Raw genomic sequence first — 17,653 nt, 5'->3', positions numbered from 1 at the left:
AAGAAGAGCGCTTTAGTCATTAACGGCTTAACAGCACAAGAATTAAAGATTAATGAATGTGAAAGAGACACAGCTAAACTGCTTCACATTGAACTAAAAGAATTACTTTAAGGGTCAAGAATGAATCCTATTACAACCAATGAAAAGCTTTCTCCTTGGCCTTGGTCGGTTACCGATGCCAATATCAGTTTCGATGTCAATACCATGGAGCGACAACTGAAAGATTTCAGCCGCGGCTGTTATGTCGTTAACCACAGTGAGAAAGGTGTCGGCATCGCACAGGATGCGGCCTTAGCCTCAGAACAAGGCGCAAATAGCAATGCACACCCTGTCAGCGCATTTGCACCGGCTTTAGGCACAGAAAGCCTGGGCGACAGTAACTTCCGCCGCGTACACGGTGTAAAATACGCTTACTATGCAGGCGCTATGGCCAACGGCATCTCATCTGAAGAGCTAGTTATCGCCCTGGGAAGAGCAGGCATCTTATGCTCATTCGGTGCTGCGGGTCTTATTCCAAGCCGCGTAGAAACCGCAATAAACCGTATCCAAGCCGCCCTACCGAACGGCCCTTACATGTTTAACCTTATTCATAGCCCGAGTGAGCCAGCATTAGAGCGTGGCAGCGTCGAGCTATTTATCAAGCATAAGGTTCGCACCGTAGAAGCCTCAGCATTTTTGGGACTCACACCTCAAATCGTCTACTACCGCGCAGCTGGGCTTAGCCGTGATAGCCATGGCAATATTGTTATCGCCAATAAAGTTATCGCTAAAGTCAGCCGCACCGAAGTGGCTGAGAAGTTCATGATGCCAGCCCCGGTCAAGATGCTACAAAAATTGGTCGATGACGGCTCGATTACGCCTGAGCAGATGGAACTGGCGCAACTTGTTCCTATGAGCGATGACATCACGGCCGAAGCGGATTCTGGCGGACACACAGATAACCGTCCATTAGTGACTCTGCTGCCGACCATTTTGGCATTGAAAGAAGAAATTCAAACCAAGTATCAATACGACACGCCGATCCGCGTCGGTTGTGGCGGCGGTGTGGGCACACCTGACGCAGCTTTAGCGACCTTCAACATGGGCGCCGCCTATATAGTCACAGGCTCGGTAAACCAAGCCTGCGTCGAAGCCGGAGCCAGTGAGCACACTCGCAAGCTGCTGGCGAACACTGAGATGGCCGATGTGACCATGGCACCCGCTGCCGATATGTTCGAGATGGGCGTCAAGCTGCAGGTAGTTAAGCGTGGTACGCTTTTCCCTATGCGAGCCAACAAGCTCTACGAACTCTACACACGTTACGACTCTATCGAAGCGATTCCGACTGCTGAGCGTGAGAAGTTAGAGAAGCAAGTGTTCCGCTCATCTCTTGATGAGATCTGGGCCGGCACAGTGGCGCATTTTAATGAACGTGATCCTAAGCAGATCGAGCGCGCCGAGGGGAATCCTAAGCGTAAGATGGCCCTTATCTTCCGCTGGTACTTGGGGCTTTCCAGCCGCTGGTCAAACTCGGGCGAAGTGGGCCGTGAGATGGATTATCAAATCTGGGCAGGTCCAGCATTGGGCGCATTCAACCAGTGGGCTAAAGGCAGTTACTTAGATAACTACCAGGACCGTAACGCCGTCGATGTGGCCAAACACCTAATGTATGGCGCAGCTTACCTTAACCGAGTAAACAACCTGACCTCACAAGGGGTTAAGTTACCGACTCAGTTACTGCGCTGGAAGCCGACACAGAGAATGGCTTAAGGGCAGCCTAGAGCTGAAAGAATAGCAAGCTTCGAGGAAAAGCTGTTGTGAGTTGTAAGCTTTAAGTTCACAACTGAAAATCAAAAGCCATCGAGCATCTATAGATGCCGATGGCTTTTTTAGTTATACAGACTAATGCCAATTGGTATTAGGAAGTTAACGTTAGAAGTTAAAGTTAACTTTTGCCGTATAGGTAGTTCCGTCGAAACCATATGGCAATGCACGAACCGGATACTTGAATGCTTGATTAGTAATAAAATCGAGTGATTCATTGGCCCCTAACTCGTCCGGAGTAACATCGAAGATATTATTGATACCCGCAGAGAAGCTCAGTGACTCAGTAAACTGGTATTCAATATTGATATCGACCAAAACGGCAGCTTCCACTATGCTGGTAGGCAAAAATGAACCCGTTGGCGATAACTCATCGGGTAAGCCTATATGATCGTTACCAAAATAGGTGACGTTGGTTTCTCCGAAGTAGTTAGCTCTGATCATTCCGCGCCAATCATTTTTACTGTAGTCGAAAGTTAAGGTCGCACGCTCTTTAGGCTGACCATCGGTCAAGAAACTGCGCTGTAGATCGTCGAGTGCCACATCTTCAGGAATGCCTTCTGCCGCATTAACACTGTCTATCTCAGTTTCATTGAGGTTACCCGCCAACGTAGCATTAAAGTCACCCGCAAACATTTGGGTACCATAGGTCACAATCAAATCTAAGCCTTGAGTCGTCGAATTTACCGAATTAGAGAAGTAGTTAGCCTGATCAGCCCCGGTAGCATTTAATGCCGCTACAGCTTCAGGACTAAAGGCCACATCTTCGGCAGTAAGTAGACTACCCAAGGTTATTCTATCTTTAATCTTAACCTTATAAGCATCTAAGGTGACCGAGATCTCTTCCGTCGCATTAAAGACAAAACCAAGACTCAAGTTTTCGGAGGTTTCAAGGTCTAAGCTCTCAACACCTAATGCCGACGGGAAAGCTGAACCTGCTGTAGCCGTGAATGAATCAGAAAGCACTCCCCCTGGACCTAAGTTAGTCGTATAAGCGGTATAAGCACTTTGCTGCAGAGACGGCGCTCTAAAACCGGTAGAAACTGCGCCGCGTAGAGCAAAGTCATCGGTGACTTCATAGCGAGATGATACTTTCCACACCAGATCACTACCCGCATCGGAGAAGTCTTCGAACCGAGCCGCCGTTCCCAAAGACCACACATCCGTTAATTGAGTCTCAAGGTCAAGATAGAAGGCATAGCTATTACGATCGGCCTTACCTGCTGCGTCGGGTCTCAAGCCCGGATATGCCTGAAAACCACAACCTGCGAACACATCAGGATCCATAACCGATGGAAAAGCGCTATCGGCGTTAGACATACCACAGGAATAAGATGCAAGTTCACCCGCAACAATTTCATAATTTTCGCTACGGTACTCGGTACCAAACGCGACATAGAGAGGTTCATCCCAACCGATATCGACAAAACCGTTAATGTCAGCATTCAATGTCGTCTGATCGAAACGGAAACCACCGGAATAACCCGATGTAGGACCTGAATTAGCAGCGATATCTGCATCGCTGGCATCAGGATTATTATAAAGGTATTCGGCAGCATATGACGCATTGATACTATTTCTGGAATCGAAGTCATAGCGGTTTTGGCCATAAACACCAGAGACATCAAATTGCCAATCATCATTGATATCACCACGCACGCCTGCGGCGACAGAGATATCCTGTGCTTCATTATAGATACGAGGCAGGAAGCCATCTGGGTACACTTGAGCTATGTTTTTAGACGCTTCATTGAAGTTTCTCCAAAAACCATTGCCTAAGGCTGTACGATTTGAATATCCACCAAAAGAGTATAGTTCCACCTCACCCACAGGCATCATGGCATTATAGAAAACCGACTGAAATTCAGAGGCTGCATTACCTTGACCCCAGCGAACTTCATCGGACAGAGTGCCTGGAGCTATAGTGGGTGAGCCACCTATATCGGGTTGGGCGCGGTTAGTGCCATCGTCATCTCGGTACTCTAGAGACAAGTTGATAAAACCGCCGTCATCACCAAGATCAAAACCGGTATTGAGTCCAACAGAATAGTTATCACCATCGCCTTCCCCCGTTGTGCCGCCTTGCAAGTAACCTGATGTCTCACCTGTGGTGTCCTTGAGTGATAGATTTATCACTCCGGCTATGGCATCTGAACCATATTGCGCCGCGGCGCCATCACGCAGTACCTGCACATCTTTAAGGGCGATAAGCGGAATAGCATTCATATCGGTACCCGCAGCGCCAGCTCCAACGGTACCGTTAAGGCCAAAAATAGCCTGATTATGGCGACGCTTACCATTGATTAACACTAAGGTTTGATCAGGCTGAAGCCCCCGTAATGTCGCAGGGCGAAAAAGATCTGAGCCATCGGAGACCTGAGTTCGACTGAAATTGAATGAGGGGACACTCGCCTGCAGGCTCTGACCTAACTCGGTAAACCCACCGCGGCTAAGGCTTTCTGCACTAATAATGTCGACAGGAACAGCTGACTCGGTAGCCGTACGACTCGATACCCGGCTACCAAGCACAGATATTTTTTCTACTTTCGCATCTAATTGTTCCACTTCGGCTGTTTCAGCGTAAAGGTTGCTACTCATTAAAGCTAAAGTAATGGCTAGCGCAAAACCATTTGGTTGAAGTCTTGTGTTTTTCATACTACTTCCATTTTTTATTATAAGGTCTCTGCCGCCGTTCAGCTCATCAGTTCAAAAGGCCACTTATCGATGAATATTTTCCATACCCTATTCACCAAAATCCGATTAGGCATCTAGATATTTATGCACTTCCAATGGATATAATGTCAACATATTTATCAATATCTGAACAAAGCCCACAAGAAGGCAACATAAGAATCATTCAGCCTCTAGTTTCGCCGATGAAACAAACACACCCTTTGATGACCCAGTGCCTGTAATAATGGTAAATTTCAGATGTAGGTATATTCAATGGAAGGAGTAATAGAAGACACTGGTACCTACTGGTATAAAACCTAGATAGAGCAAGCTCCTATGATCTACTCACAAGATCAGGACATAGCCCGGACAGTGGTTTCTTATATTAAGTGAAAACACTAATACACAGAGCAAATACAAACGGTCACTTCGCGTTATCCCCCCTTCATAAAATCCTCAAAAACCATTCGAATATTCCACCATGTGGCAGTTCAAATTATAGACAGCACAAAAAAACCACTATATGTTGAGATTCAAGCTGACAGTTGTGACAACTTTTATAGGTGTTTCGCTTAATCAAAGTAGGAGCGTTGGCGTTAAAGATAAATAAAATAAAAATAATTGCACCACAACCAGAAGGAGTCGGAGTAGATATGAGTACATCACCAAAGAATAGTGACTTGTTATACGGACTGCATGATCGTCCCGAACCACTTAAAGCCTTATTTGCAGCTTTTCAGCATATACTGGCCAGTTTTGTCGGCATTATCACCCCCGCATTGATCATAGGCGGTGTTCTGGGCCTAGGCAGTGAACTGCCTTACCTTATTTCCATGGCGCTATTTGTTTCTGGTGTTGGCACATTTATACAAGCAAAACGCTTCGGTCCTATTGGCTCGGGTCTATTGTGTGTACAAGGAACTAGTTTTGCCTTTTTAAGTGCAGTATTGGCTGCGGGCTTCATTGTCAAAAATAGAGGAGGGAGTTCCGAAGATATTTTAGCCATGATTTTTGGGGTTTGTTTCTTTGCCTCATTTGTGGAGATGTTTTTAAGCAGAATCATTCATAAGCTTCAACATGTCATTACCCCTGTCGTTACTGGCGTAGTTATCACCACTATTGGTTTATCCTTGATTAAGGTTGGCATGACTGATATTGCCGGGGGATTTGGTGCCGAAGATATGGGTGCAGCCAAATACCTGATAGTGGGTGGGGTCACCTTAGCCACCATTATTGCTATTAATCGCTTTAGCAATCCAGTGTTACGTCTATCAGGTATCATGATCGGTATGTTCGTGGGTTACGTTACCGCTTATTTTATGGGGATGGTGGATTTTCAGATACCAGATGTCCCCGTCATTGCAGTACCGCTCCCGTTTAAATATGGATTTAATTTTGATTTAGCTGCGTTTATTCCTGTGGCCATTATCTCTGTTGTCACCGCCATTGAAACAACCGGTGATTTAACGGCAAACTCTATGGTTTCTAAAGAGCCAACCCAAGGGCCGCTATATATCAAACGCATTAAAGGCGGAGTGTTAGGTGATGGTGTAAACTCTTGTTTGGCTGCTACATTTGGTAGTTTTCCTATGTCAACGTTCAGTCAAAACAATGGTGTGATCCAACTCACTGGGGTCGCGAGTCGTTATGTTGCTTTTTATATCGCCGGCTTGTTTATTTTATTAGGGCTATTCCCGGTTATTGGCGCGGTTTTACAAACATTACCTAAGCCTGTTTTAGGGGGAGCCACATTAGTGATGTTTGGTACAGTTGCATCGGCAGGGATTCGAATTTTAGCGACGGCTAAACTGGATCGTCGTGACCTTCTTATTATGGCTGTCTCTTTTGGTTTAGGACTTGGTGTTATTGCGGTGCCAGAAGTAACAAACTCTTTCTCTCCTCTATTTAAAAGCATATTCAGCTCATCAGTTACTGTTGCAGGGATATCAGCAATTTTAATGAGTTTGATTATTCCTCAAGAAAAAAGTCATTCAGTGCAGAAGCAGGAAGATCCAGCGCAAATCGATTTAGACGATAAAGAGGTAAATGCAGCTTAAATCATTGGCTGTAAACCCAGTTTGAGGTGAAGTTCGATTAAGAGGTTGAAAAATTTTTTAACCTCTTAAGTCATTCTTAGAAGCGAAGTGAACTGCTAAGTATTTAATCCGCTAACCGAGTACTATCCATCTCATTGGCTCCAATGGATCTGAAGTTGATCCCCCCTTGCACTACACCGATCCCCATATTACAACTTGCCGGTGATTGGTCTATTTTCTCACATCGATTAAGCTCAAGTTTATACGCTTTATTTTTGATGGCATCAGCAAGTTCTGCACAACTAATTGGATTAAGTGCTTCCTCTTTAAAACAAAGCTTCTGTTTATATTCTTCGCCGTCTTTACCTGCAACAAGGTACTCCCAGTCATCTCCCCAAGAGTCGATACTCAAGGTGTGCTCAACACCATGATTGTTCACTTTTATTTGCGGGCCAATTTTAATTCCGTAATCTAAGTGATTAATCGCATAGACTCTTAGGTAACAAGCAGTGACAGCATCTTCAATCTCTCCCTCACTAACCAACCCTTTATGAGTATCCGAAAAGTCAACTCTGAATTCTGTCACTGTATCGACTTGAAAGGTCACATCTTCCTGACACCCGCTCAAAAACACAGCAACTAACACTAGCGCAACAAGTCGAAAGAATGTCATGGGATACGACCCTATTGTAATTATTTGTATCGCAGCATATCAGAGTTTCAGGTGAAGACTTCAGATATTACACTTACTTACAAAGTGTCATAATTCACCAAATATGCTGCATAGAGTGTGCTTATCAGTGAATATATTCACTAATGCGAATATGGCAAGGGAATGTCTCGAAATAGATCACCAACTGAAGTGAGATAAACCAAAATCAGTTTACAAAAAAAGGTTACTACTTAATGAGTATCAAGGGATTATACTAAAATATTAAATGTCGGCTAAAAAATAACTAAAGAAGTGGCTAGGATAATGGCTAATAAATAGTGAAGTGAACTGAGCCAATCAAAACCAAGGGAAAAGTACTTCTCCCTTGGTTTACACATTTTTTCGACTTAGATCGCTTGAATAATTATCTTATGCAAGATGACGCCAGGCAGCAGAGGCGTTGACTCATGGTTTGCATATTCATCGAAGCCAGCACGGTAATAATCGGATAAGGGGTGACCAGACTGACCACCAGGAATCACCATGATGGCCTGAGACTCGAGCCCTGGTTGCACGATAAAGCGCTGGGATGCACCAAAAGTACTTCTCTGTACTGCTGGCATAAAGCTATCGCCGAAACCTATCACGGTTGGCATATCCAATAAAGCACTTAGCAAAGGCATCTGTTTACTGAAGGGGTGCTGTATCTTAAGGGCATTAACCTTGCCCCAGTTAAGATCGGCTAGAGCTCCCTCATCACTGTGTTTACTTAATAATTCCTGAGTCGAGTCAACGTAAGCCTGAATGGCAAACTGATCCCAACTTGAATACTGCTCGGGAAGCCAAGAATCAGGTTCATCTTCGAGCAACTGCCACATGGCAGGTTCCAGATAGCGCTTAACCGGAGATAAAGAGACGTTTATCTCGTTCAAACCTGTCTCTATTGGGGCGAAGCCGGCATCGATCAACTTAGCCCTGAAACTGCGAACTAAGGTGTATCCGACCGAGTCAGCACAGGCACATGCCTGCCAATCCCTGATAAATTGAATATCTTTAGCAAATCTTACCGGTTCTAGTGAGAGCAGGTTAATCAGATAATCATGCCAAGGCGTTAAAAACTTAGCCTCATTGTCTAACTGCAATCGATAAAAGTCCTGCTCGGTAAACTGCTCCGACTCGAATAAACGGTCACGGATTTGCTGGCTTCTGGCACCTAGCGCATAGCCTCCATCACCGAAGCGGCTGAATTGTTCTGCCGATATCACACGGGAGTTGGCCGACCACAGCCGTCCGTGCTCAGGATTCACTACTTGTGGTAGCTCTCTCTCATCTATCCCCCACAAGGCTCCTTGGAAAGTTTCTGGTAATTGCGCCACATTAGCAGGATTAGTCCTAGATGGCACTGCTCCGGCGGGCTTCCAAGCGGCGTTGCCTTCACTGTCTACTAACATCAAGTTCTGTACTGGGATCCCAAACGTCGTTGCCAGTGCTAATCCTTCTTGCACACTCACAGCAGTCTCTAGTCCCATCAACTCCATATCGACCGCATAACCTTGGTGTGCCACCCAAGACAGCGCATAGTCTTGTCCATTCACATGCTTAACTGGACCAAATTGGGATAGCTGGATCGGATATTCAACATTCGATTGAGAACCGGGAAGTTTCATGAGTTCGATCTCTGTACTTAACGGCTCGTTCTCATCGATCGCTATCCAGTCAGCGGTATCGATATAGGCATTGGTGAATCCCCATGCGACCCTGTTATTTGTACCCACAACAATGGCTGGCGCGCCTGGCAGTGAAACACCTGTAACTTGTATAGGCTCACCGGTATCTGAAACGTAATTCAATTGAGCACGATACCAGATGATAGGAACCGCAAATGAGAGGTGCATATCATCGGACAACATGGCCCGACCACTCTCGGTCAGTGCTCCGGTTACAGCCCAGTTATTGCTGCCGATATCAATGGGTTCCTCAATCGTGCTAATCAGAGCTGTCGCTAGCAGTTGAGGTTCAAGCTCTGGAGTTGATATATCTTCTGTGGGGAGAAGACTAGAATCGAGCGCCGCTTGATAAGGGCTATGTTGTGTCACGAATGCCAACATCTGCTCGCCATACAGGCGCTGGATCTGAGTCAGAGCCATGTCTCGCTTTGGGGTATTTCCTTGCAAATCCAGGTACATGCTATAGATAACCAGCAAACTATCTGCCGGTTGCCAGGTTTGAGGGCTTGCCCCGGTGAGCAGGTATTCGAAAGAACTAAGGCTTTGCTCTGCTACTGCGGCGTTGACGCCATTGGCATAGGCCTGTAGTAGCAATTTTTGATTTGGTTCCATCTTAGCGACTGTATTCTCGGCTCGCTTCCTCAATTGATGAAAACGGCGAGACTTATCCAGATTAAGCGCCTTTTCACCGAAGAGCTCTGCGAGCTCTCCAGCCGAGTTACGCCTAAGCAGATCCATTTGAAAGAATCTATCTTGTCCATGTGCAAAACCCAGAGCATAGGCCACATCTCGACGGTTTTGACCATGTATGACCGCAGTACCTAATCTGTCTCGCTCTATGGTAACGGATTCAAATAGATGGCCGCTGCGAAACTCCCCTGATAGCTTAGGCAGACTCAGATGCAGCCCCAAATAAGCTGTCGAGATCAGAATGAAAATCAGTGAGAGGGTTGAAACCAGAAGTATTTTTATTATTTTAGTCATCAAGTATCGCCATAATATCCATTATCATGCCGATGACTATAACCTAAGTTACACTGATGTTAACTAAAACAATCCAGCACTAGAATAATTGCACCAGAAATAAATAAACAGATATAGAAAGGTGAACTAGCTAAGTTAAGCGTTACATACACTGAGCCAGTTTGCCTTTCTTCGTCGCTGCCATAACACAGCCTCTTTCACTATCGGTAGCCGCCTTACAATCCGCTATTAAGGTCTTATGATCCGGCGACATACTGCCAAGCACCTTCTTGGCATGTTTTACCACCTCACTACATTTTCCGACCGGAACGGGATCGTAGTTAGTACAAGCACTTAGCATAAGAAACAGAATAACGGTAAAGAGCAAGGTAATACGATTAATTTTATCGACAGTTGAGAACTTAGGCATGATTATTCCTTGATCGCTAAACTTGAGTAACTAACCTTCTATTAAACCTTGTCAGTAAGAAAATAAAACTGGAAAACCGACTTAAAAAGGCACTTAGAAAGAGTAGAAGATAAACCTAGGTTTTGCACACTTTGTATTAACGCTTTGCTCGATTAGAATAGCCACTTATTAACAATGACATTATCAATAGCAAGTCACAAAACATGGCAAAACCCAATAAGAAAGGCCCAACACGTACTGTCGATATCTTCTGCGCTAAGTGCAAAACCCAGCTATTTAAATATCGCAAAGGTGGCAAAGGCGCTTTAGTTAAGTGCTTCAAGGAACGAATCGTCGAAGACTTCACTCAAACGCCCTGTACCTGTCCTAATTGTGGACAAAAGTTCGCCAGAGATACCTTAGTGAGAGGCACACCGGCATTGAAGATGATAGGTGGCAAGGTGACGTTTAAATGAACTAGCAACTCACATTCAATAGCCATATTATTTTCTTCTTAATATAAAATGAGCAGCTGATTGTTCGTTGATTTATAGCATTATATTTCCCCTAATTTTTTTATCAAAAAATCAAGAAATACTCTGATATGAGGCTTAGGATATTGAGCACCTTTATAGATAGCAAAGATTTCACCACTGCCTTCTTCCCAATGATTCACCGTCCAGTCTGGTAAAACTTCCACTAGCTGACCACTGTCTATATAAGGTTTAACCATCCACTCTGACAAGAGCAGCACACCGCAATCCTTAAGCGCAGCAGTGAGTAAAGGCGATCCCCCTTTTGAAATAAAATTGCCCTTAACAGATATTTTTTGTTGGATTTTCCCCTTAGCAAAGAACCAATGATTCCTTTGCCTCTCTTGACTGATAAGTAAGCAATTATGTTCATGTAGATCTGATGGCTGTCTGATTGGAGAGCGATGATTTAGATAGGTTGGAGACGCTGTCAATAAAGTAGGATGATTCAACAACTTTCTCGCTTTTAAACCACTATCTTGCGGAACACCAATACGAATAGCGAGATCCACATTTTCGCTATGAAGATCCACCAGCTTATTGTCGAGATCAAGCTCAATTTGTATATCCGGGTACATCTGTAGAAACTCTGGAATAATAGGCGCTAAGCAAAGGTTACCGAAACTTTCGAACACTGATATTCTTAACATTCCCAGAGGCGTATCCAGAGCCCCTCTCATCTCTGCCAGCAAGGCATCGGTATCTTCTACTAACTTTCCCGACTGCTGGTAAAAGTAGTCACCTTCTTCAGTCAACACCAACTGGCGAGTACTCCTCTTAAATAGCGTCGTTTTAAGTTGAGCTTCTAGATTGTCGATATTGCGCGCAATGGAAGAAGGCGCCATATGCAAGACCTTAGCAGCCTGAGAAAAGCTTCCCGAATCGACAACCTGATGAAATATCTTGATCAGAGCAAACATTTTCACACCTCTGTTGTACTTTTCAAAACCGCACACCTTTGCAAAATACGCAAAGGTGTTTCAGTTTATGTGCGTATTCAATTAATAATTAGAATTATGCACAATTAAGCCATCCCAATAAAGCAGCCTTAAACCTCAATAAAGGATAAAAGATGACAAAACGTATTGATATCGCCCAAACACAAGCAGCAGCATTAACTGCCATGATGTCTGTCGAAAATTATCTGGCAGAAACCAAACTATCAACAGCACTAAAAGAGCTAATTAAGATCCGCGCATCCATGATTAATCAGTGCGCTTATTGTATTCAAATGCATACGGAAGTGGCTTTGAAAGCAGGAATATCACAACAAAAATTATTTGCAGTATCCGCCTGGAAAGAATCTCCCTTGTTTGATGATACAGAGCGTGCGGTACTCGCCCTCACCGATGAGCTCACTCATGTTTCACACCTTGGTCTGAGCGATAACACTTATCAAGAATGTCTCGAGTTGTTAGGTGAGGAACAGATAGCTCAAGCAATCATGCAGGTCATCATGATCAATGCCTGGAACCGTTTTGCTATAGCGACGAAGATGACACATTAAACAGATCTATGGCGCTTCGGCTCATGGCTCTTACGCCTGTGCTAATAGTCAAAGGGTAGTCGGGGGCAAACTTACTCGAGTGAAGTGATGGTAAGTGTTCCCCGGACGCCTTACTGGTTTCATACAGTGCGGGCTCTACGGCGCCAAGCCAGAAGATGTTGATGGGACGCTTCTCGGATGTGAGCCCATAGAGGCCAAAATCTTCACCGGCCATAACAGGCTCTGCTTTAACCACATTAGCCTTACCTATCTCGCGTTCGATACTGGCTTGTACTGAGCTAGCTAACTCAGGATCATTATAGGTAGAGGGTATCGTCTCATCTTCATGAACATAGACCACAGGCATTAAACTATCAGGTAGCCCGGCACTCATGGCTATGCCCTTTGTCATGCGCTTTATTGCTGCAATCTGTTGCTGACGAACTTGCGGGTTATAAGAACGTAGGGTGAGCTGCAATTTAACTTCATTAGATATGATGTTGTGCTTAGAGCCCCCATGAATAGAGCCAACTGTGATCACATTTGGCTCTAGTGGTGAGATCTCTCGACTCGGTATGGTCTGCAGCGCCATCACAGTACGAGCCGCTATCACCACAGGATCGATAGTCATATGTGGATAGGCGCCATGGCCTCCCTTGCCTTTAATGGTGATATCCACCGAGTCGACATTAGCCAAAGCATAGCCCGGCGCTATTGCCACCTTACCCGCAGGAACCGAAGCACTTACATGCAAACCCAGTACAAAATCAGGTGTTGGAAACTCAGTAAATAAGCCTTGTGCTAACATGGCTTTGGCGCCACCGCCCACCTCTTCCGCTGGTTGTGCCACCATCATCAAGGTGCCTTGCCAATCGCTCTTATGCTTCACAAGCTGGTCAGCGGTGCCGATTAAACTGGTCATATGAATATCATGACCACAGCCATGCATGATGCCAACCGACTTATTATCGGCATCAATTGTGGTCACAACTGATGCATAAGGTTTTCCGGTCTGCTCTATGATTGGCAAGCCATCGATATCGGCGCGGATCATCACAGTCGGGCCATCGCCATTTTTGAATATGCCTACGACGCCATAACCGCCGTAATTATCCGTCACCTCAAAACCCAGTGCCGAAAGCTCCTTCGCCATTCTCTGTCCCGTCGCCTTCTCTTGATAGGAAAGCTCAGGATGTTGATGCAGATGCAAGTATAGCTTTTCAAGTTCAGGTAGGGCTTTACCGACAGATAGTGCTAATGATGAGTCAAGGCTGCTTGCATAAACCGCTAGCGGGCTCGTCATCATAAATACGAAGGCGAGTGACTGGCATATTTTGGTGAGTTTCATCGGCTTCTTCTTTTTATTCATAGCAAAGTTAACAATCAAGACACATAAACTAGCACAAAAAATTTATTAATCTGAACTGAATCGAAACAGATAGATTGAAATAGAAGAGTTAAAACAATTTAAATACAACTAGTAAAAAGCGCAGCCCCAAGGCTGCGCTTTCAAAACACTCTACAAGCTCTTAGCTAAGAAGCCTAAGCTTACAACTGATAATTAAAGCTCAGCTTGGCATTACGCTCTTCACCTGGCATACCACCGAGGAACATGGCCTTGTTGTAGTAAGTCTCATTGAACAGATTGTTGACGTTCAATTGTAGCTTCCAGTTATCGGCCTGATAGCTGATGGCCGAATCGAATACCGTATAACTTGGCACATATCCATCGGGAATACCGAATGAGCTTGAATTCGTGCTGCGATCATCGACGTATTTTGCACCTAAGCTAATATCAATTGGGCTAGAGAGTGAGAACATATCTGCGCCATAAGTAACCCAAGCACTGGCTGTCACATAAGGTACACCCTTTTGACGGGTATCATAGCTGCTGCGATTCGGATCTTTCTTATCACGAGCATCTTGGTAGACACCGTTAACGTTGAGCATCCACTGCTCATTCAAATGAGCATTCATGTCTAACTCGACACCTGTGGTCTCTTCCTTGCCATCATAGAAGTTTTTCGGCACGTTTGGCCCTGAAACATCTTCTTCATACTCTGAGTTTGAGTATTGCAGATTAGTGCGTGAACTCTTAAAGAACACCAAGGAAGTCAGCATCTGATCATCAAACGCCTTAAAACGCATGCCTAGATCGTCACTGATAGATTCAGAATCCAGTCTGTCCGAACCATCACCTTTTACGCCACCTAACATGCTGTAAGCCGTGCGGCCTTTAGAATGATTAATGAAAAATGACAAGTCATCGGTTGGCATATAGGTCAAACCTAAGTTATAGGTGATGCCATCATCATTGGTATCCGCCTCAGGCGTTGGCTCAGCCGCACTGGCGCGATAGCGCGCATCGACACCGAAATGCTCATAGCTTTGCTTAATCTCGTTAAAGGCAACACCGATACGACTAGTGAAACCGTAACCGAAATAGCCGACATGCTGTAGGCCAACGCCCCAGGCACTCACCTTCTTGTTGTAGTTACTGGTCATTAGAGGGTCGTGATCTTCAAAGGAGCCTTCAGCCCAATTGGGATTACGAATGTCATAGATATAAGGCAATTGGCCCTGATAGATGACATCACCCGCCTTGTTCTTTATGACCTTATCGGCATCGTAAATGGAGTACTGCTTGAAGCGAATATCACGGTCTTCGAAGTTCGCATTAACTAACAGCTCATTATCTATGCCGGCAAGTTCGAAATCGTACCTCAAGTCGGCGAAATACTGCCAAGAAGTCTCATCGGCAGAGACTTGACGATACTCCTGACGGCGAGCCGCAAACGGGTAGAGAACATCGTCTTCAAGTAGTGGCGCACGAGGGTCTGCATTGATGGTGCCTCTGCGATCCCAGTAAACATAGTTATAGGCACCGGTTTGACGGGCAAAACCTGAGGTGTAGTCACGATATTGCAGCTGCTGGTTCAAGAATAGATTTTCATTGAGGAAGATATTATGAGTCAGCTTAAATCTCAGCTCTTCACCTTCATTATCTTTGGCCATTGGCGAGATAATCCCGTTATGACCAAACTCATAGGGGGTTAAACCATCGCTAGCAGCCAAAGAGTCGGCTAGTTGTTGCCTCTGCTCATCGGTAAGTTGAATACCTTTGCCTTCTGGATCGTTAATTAAATCTTCCCAGCTGACTTCTCCGGCAGTTTTCCCGCCGACGGATTCAGCGTTGTAGATACGTATTGGGTGACCGATAGAGTCGACTGCAATAGCATCCTTGATATAAGAAGCCGATAGCATCAAGTCCTGGTTTTCATCGAACACATATTTGATCGATGTGTAGACTTCATCACGATCGGTACCGATATCACGATAGCCGTCACTGCGCCCCGTTTTAGCAACAACACGATAAGCTAGCTTGTCAGTCAATCCGCCCGTGCTATCGATACTCAGCGCATAGGAATCCCATTGACCCAGCTCGACACCTATATCGTGGCGACTCTCAAATTCAGGCTTCTTTTCGATAAGGTTAATCACGCCGCCGGCGCTGCCCATACCATATAAACCTGTCGCCGGGCCTTTGAGCACTTCTACCGATTCAACATTCGTCAGAGAGCGTGTCGGATTAAAGGTGTTGCCAAGCCCTGCGCCGCCATACATACCATCATAGGTATAGTTAGCACCGAGTCCGCGGATCACTAAGTTATCACCGATACCATAGTTATTACCCGCCTGAGTCACGCCACTGATATTACGCACCAGATCTTGCAGATTATTCACGCCTTGAGCATTGATTAGCTCTTCATCGACGATGACAACTGCCGCAGGGGTTTCCATTAAAGACATATCTGACTTTGTCGCTAGGCCTGAATTCATAACCACTTGGTTTTGTCTTCCATAGACAGTGATACGCTCTACATCCTTGTTTTTCAGCTCTTCTGCTTGCACTTTTTCTGGTACTTGGGCCTGCTCATTAGCAGAAATAAGCCCAGGAAAAAAAGCTGATGCGCAAGCGACAGCAAGTAGTGAAAAACGAAATTGTTGCATCGATATTATCCCCATTAGTATTATGGCCGGAATGATAATGATTATTGATAGCATTACAACAGGGAATTCACATACCGACACAAAATTGTGACCTTCGTATCCGGTTTTGCGGTTTTTTTACAAAGTAAATGTTGATGGGTTAAGGATATGCCTTAAGTTTACTCAGAGACTTCTAGAGTAATTAGCTGAGGTGGCTGTTGGAAAATACTTTATCTTCATCGAATAAACTGATGGCTTTACACTTTATAACTGCCGTATACACTAGACGTAAAAAGCTTGGCATTAAAATGCCAAGCTAAAATGAATTTATCTTTTAAAACTGATAATGCAAACTTAAGGTAAAGTTCGACAGCTCACTAATCAATCAGACTGAATCAAATCAAGATTTATGATTTTCGCCTCCTCAGACTGGCAAACAGGCTTAGGCCCAAAAGAGAAATAAATGAAAATGCCCCGCCGCCATGGTCTTCACTACTAGAATCCCCTCCTGTATAGACTGTGTCTCTATCACTGCTCTCTAAGGGCAAAGCATAGAAATTATCTGTATCATCAGCGCTAATGGTGGCGACAATATCATCAAACCCCACTTCGTATAGATCGACTAGCACGTCATAATGGTCTGTGTAATAGCCATTATGCAGCGTGGTTAACACTTCAAAATCATCGTCACTCGAGTCACCCAGTATTGTAAAAATATCTGTGGTGTAATAATGCACCCAAGGACCACCGTCTCGGCTCAAGTAGAGCTCTGCGTATACATCGGCGACCTCGACCGCATCGGGCCCATAGACATCGGCATCGAAGGTCACGCTAAAGGTTTGGAAAAAACCGTCACCATCATCATCGACGAACAGGCGACTGCTGGCTTCATAGATTGAAAACTCATGATAGATGGGATTAGAAAAGGCTTTGGGTACAGTAGACTGAGCATCGTCGTTTACTGTTTTTAACCCGCTTTTCTGCATAGAGTACTTAGGTGAAATATTGCCATTTTTGTGGTCGGCAATGACCTCTTCTCGAGATTTAGCTTTTATACTTGGTAACATCAGTGGCATTTGCTGTTTCAACTGGCTTAATCGCGTATTCAGCTCATCTTGTTCCACTAATTGAGCTTGGTTTCCAACTGAAAACGTCTGTAAGTTTACACTCTCTATCTGGCTGACACCCTGTTCGTCACTCGCATAAACATTTGGAATGAATGATATTAAGGCCCCTGCAATCAAAGTTAATGCAGATATTCGCTTGCAGCTCCAAGATTGAGTGCCTGAGCTAACTCTGGTTTCTGTATCCATTTTTACGCAATTGAGCTCTCTGGCTTGATTAATTATGTTCACATTCATCATATAAACCTCATTATTTC

General features: G+C 44.9%; 12 protein-coding genes. 4 read left to right on the top strand and 8 right to left on the bottom strand.

The features are described 5' to 3' along the window. Positions 1 to 120 precede the first annotated feature (120 nt). Positions 121 to 1,749, top strand: a complete 1,629-nt coding sequence (gene pfaD / locus FS373_RS00955; protein WP_144047511.1) for an eicosapentaenoate synthase subunit PfaD — start codon at positions 121 to 123, stop codon at positions 1,747 to 1,749. A gap of 162 nt (positions 1,750 to 1,911) precedes the next feature. Here pfaD and FS373_RS00950 read toward each other — a convergent pair whose 3' ends face one another. Further along, the gene (locus FS373_RS00950) at positions 1,912 to 4,458 is read right to left on the bottom strand and encodes a TonB-dependent receptor plug domain-containing protein (RefSeq protein WP_144047512.1); all 2,547 of its coding nucleotides are present in this window, start codon (positions 4,456 to 4,458) and stop codon (positions 1,912 to 1,914) included. A gap of 671 nt (positions 4,459 to 5,129) precedes the next feature. Here FS373_RS00950 and FS373_RS00945 point away from each other — a divergent pair. Then, the gene (locus tag FS373_RS00945) at positions 5,130 to 6,533 is read left to right on the top strand and encodes a uracil-xanthine permease family protein (RefSeq protein WP_144049067.1); all 1,404 of its coding nucleotides are present in this window, start codon (positions 5,130 to 5,132) and stop codon (positions 6,531 to 6,533) included. A 103-nt stretch (positions 6,534 to 6,636) separates the two neighbouring features. Here FS373_RS00945 and FS373_RS00940 read toward each other — a convergent pair whose 3' ends face one another. From FS373_RS00940 to FS373_RS00930, 3 genes are all read right to left on the bottom strand, one after another. Next, entirely contained in the window at positions 6,637 to 7,185 is a 549-nt protein-coding gene (locus FS373_RS00940; RefSeq protein ID WP_152828868.1) for a hypothetical protein, read from the bottom strand. Positions 7,186 to 7,571: 386 nt separating this feature from the next. Further along, the gene (locus FS373_RS00935) at positions 7,572 to 9,875 is read right to left on the bottom strand and encodes a penicillin acylase family protein (RefSeq protein WP_144047514.1); all 2,304 of its coding nucleotides are present in this window, start codon (positions 9,873 to 9,875) and stop codon (positions 7,572 to 7,574) included. A 142-nt stretch (positions 9,876 to 10,017) separates the two neighbouring features. Next, positions 10,018 to 10,284, bottom strand: coding sequence for a hypothetical protein (locus tag FS373_RS00930; RefSeq protein ID WP_185976869.1), 267 nt, complete (start codon positions 10,282 to 10,284; stop codon positions 10,018 to 10,020). 203 nt (positions 10,285 to 10,487) lie between these two features. Here FS373_RS00930 and FS373_RS00925 point away from each other — a divergent pair, with 203 nt between their 5' ends. Then, a complete protein-coding gene (locus tag FS373_RS00925) occupies positions 10,488 to 10,739 on the top strand; it encodes a hypothetical protein (protein ID WP_144047515.1) in 252 nt (83 codons plus the stop codon). Positions 10,740 to 10,819: 80 nt separating this feature from the next. On the opposite strand, the gene FS373_RS00920 is transcribed toward FS373_RS00925, so the two are convergent. After that, on the bottom strand, positions 10,820 to 11,716 hold the full coding sequence (locus FS373_RS00920) for a LysR family transcriptional regulator (protein WP_144047516.1): 897 nt from the start codon (positions 11,714 to 11,716) through the stop codon (positions 10,820 to 10,822). Positions 11,717 to 11,868: 152 nt separating this feature from the next. Between FS373_RS00920 and FS373_RS00915 the strand changes: the two genes are divergently transcribed. After that, the gene (locus FS373_RS00915) at positions 11,869 to 12,303 is read left to right on the top strand and encodes a carboxymuconolactone decarboxylase family protein (RefSeq protein WP_144047517.1); all 435 of its coding nucleotides are present in this window, start codon (positions 11,869 to 11,871) and stop codon (positions 12,301 to 12,303) included. On the opposite strand, the gene FS373_RS00910 is transcribed toward FS373_RS00915, so the two are convergent. The 3 genes from FS373_RS00910 to FS373_RS00900 all read right to left on the bottom strand — a co-directional run bounded on the left by FS373_RS00910 (position 12,278) and on the right by FS373_RS00900 (position 17,633). Further along, a complete protein-coding gene (locus tag FS373_RS00910; protein ID WP_407695671.1) occupies positions 12,278 to 13,588 on the bottom strand; it encodes a M20 metallopeptidase family protein in 1,311 nt (436 codons plus the stop codon). The genes FS373_RS00915 and FS373_RS00910 overlap by 26 nt on opposite strands. 242 nt (positions 13,589 to 13,830) lie before the next feature. After that, a complete protein-coding gene (locus FS373_RS00905) occupies positions 13,831 to 16,293 on the bottom strand; it encodes a TonB-dependent receptor (RefSeq protein ID WP_144047519.1) in 2,463 nt (820 codons plus the stop codon). A 386-nt stretch (positions 16,294 to 16,679) separates the two neighbouring features. Then, positions 16,680 to 17,633, bottom strand: a complete 954-nt coding sequence (locus FS373_RS00900; protein WP_144049069.1) for a choice-of-anchor H family protein — start codon at positions 17,631 to 17,633, stop codon at positions 16,680 to 16,682. Between the last annotated feature and the right edge of the window lie 20 nt (positions 17,634 to 17,653).

This window comes from Shewanella sp. YLB-07 (assembly GCF_009377275.1).
Note: the sequence above shows the minus strand (reverse complement) of the source record. Positions and strands in the feature narration are given on the sequence as shown.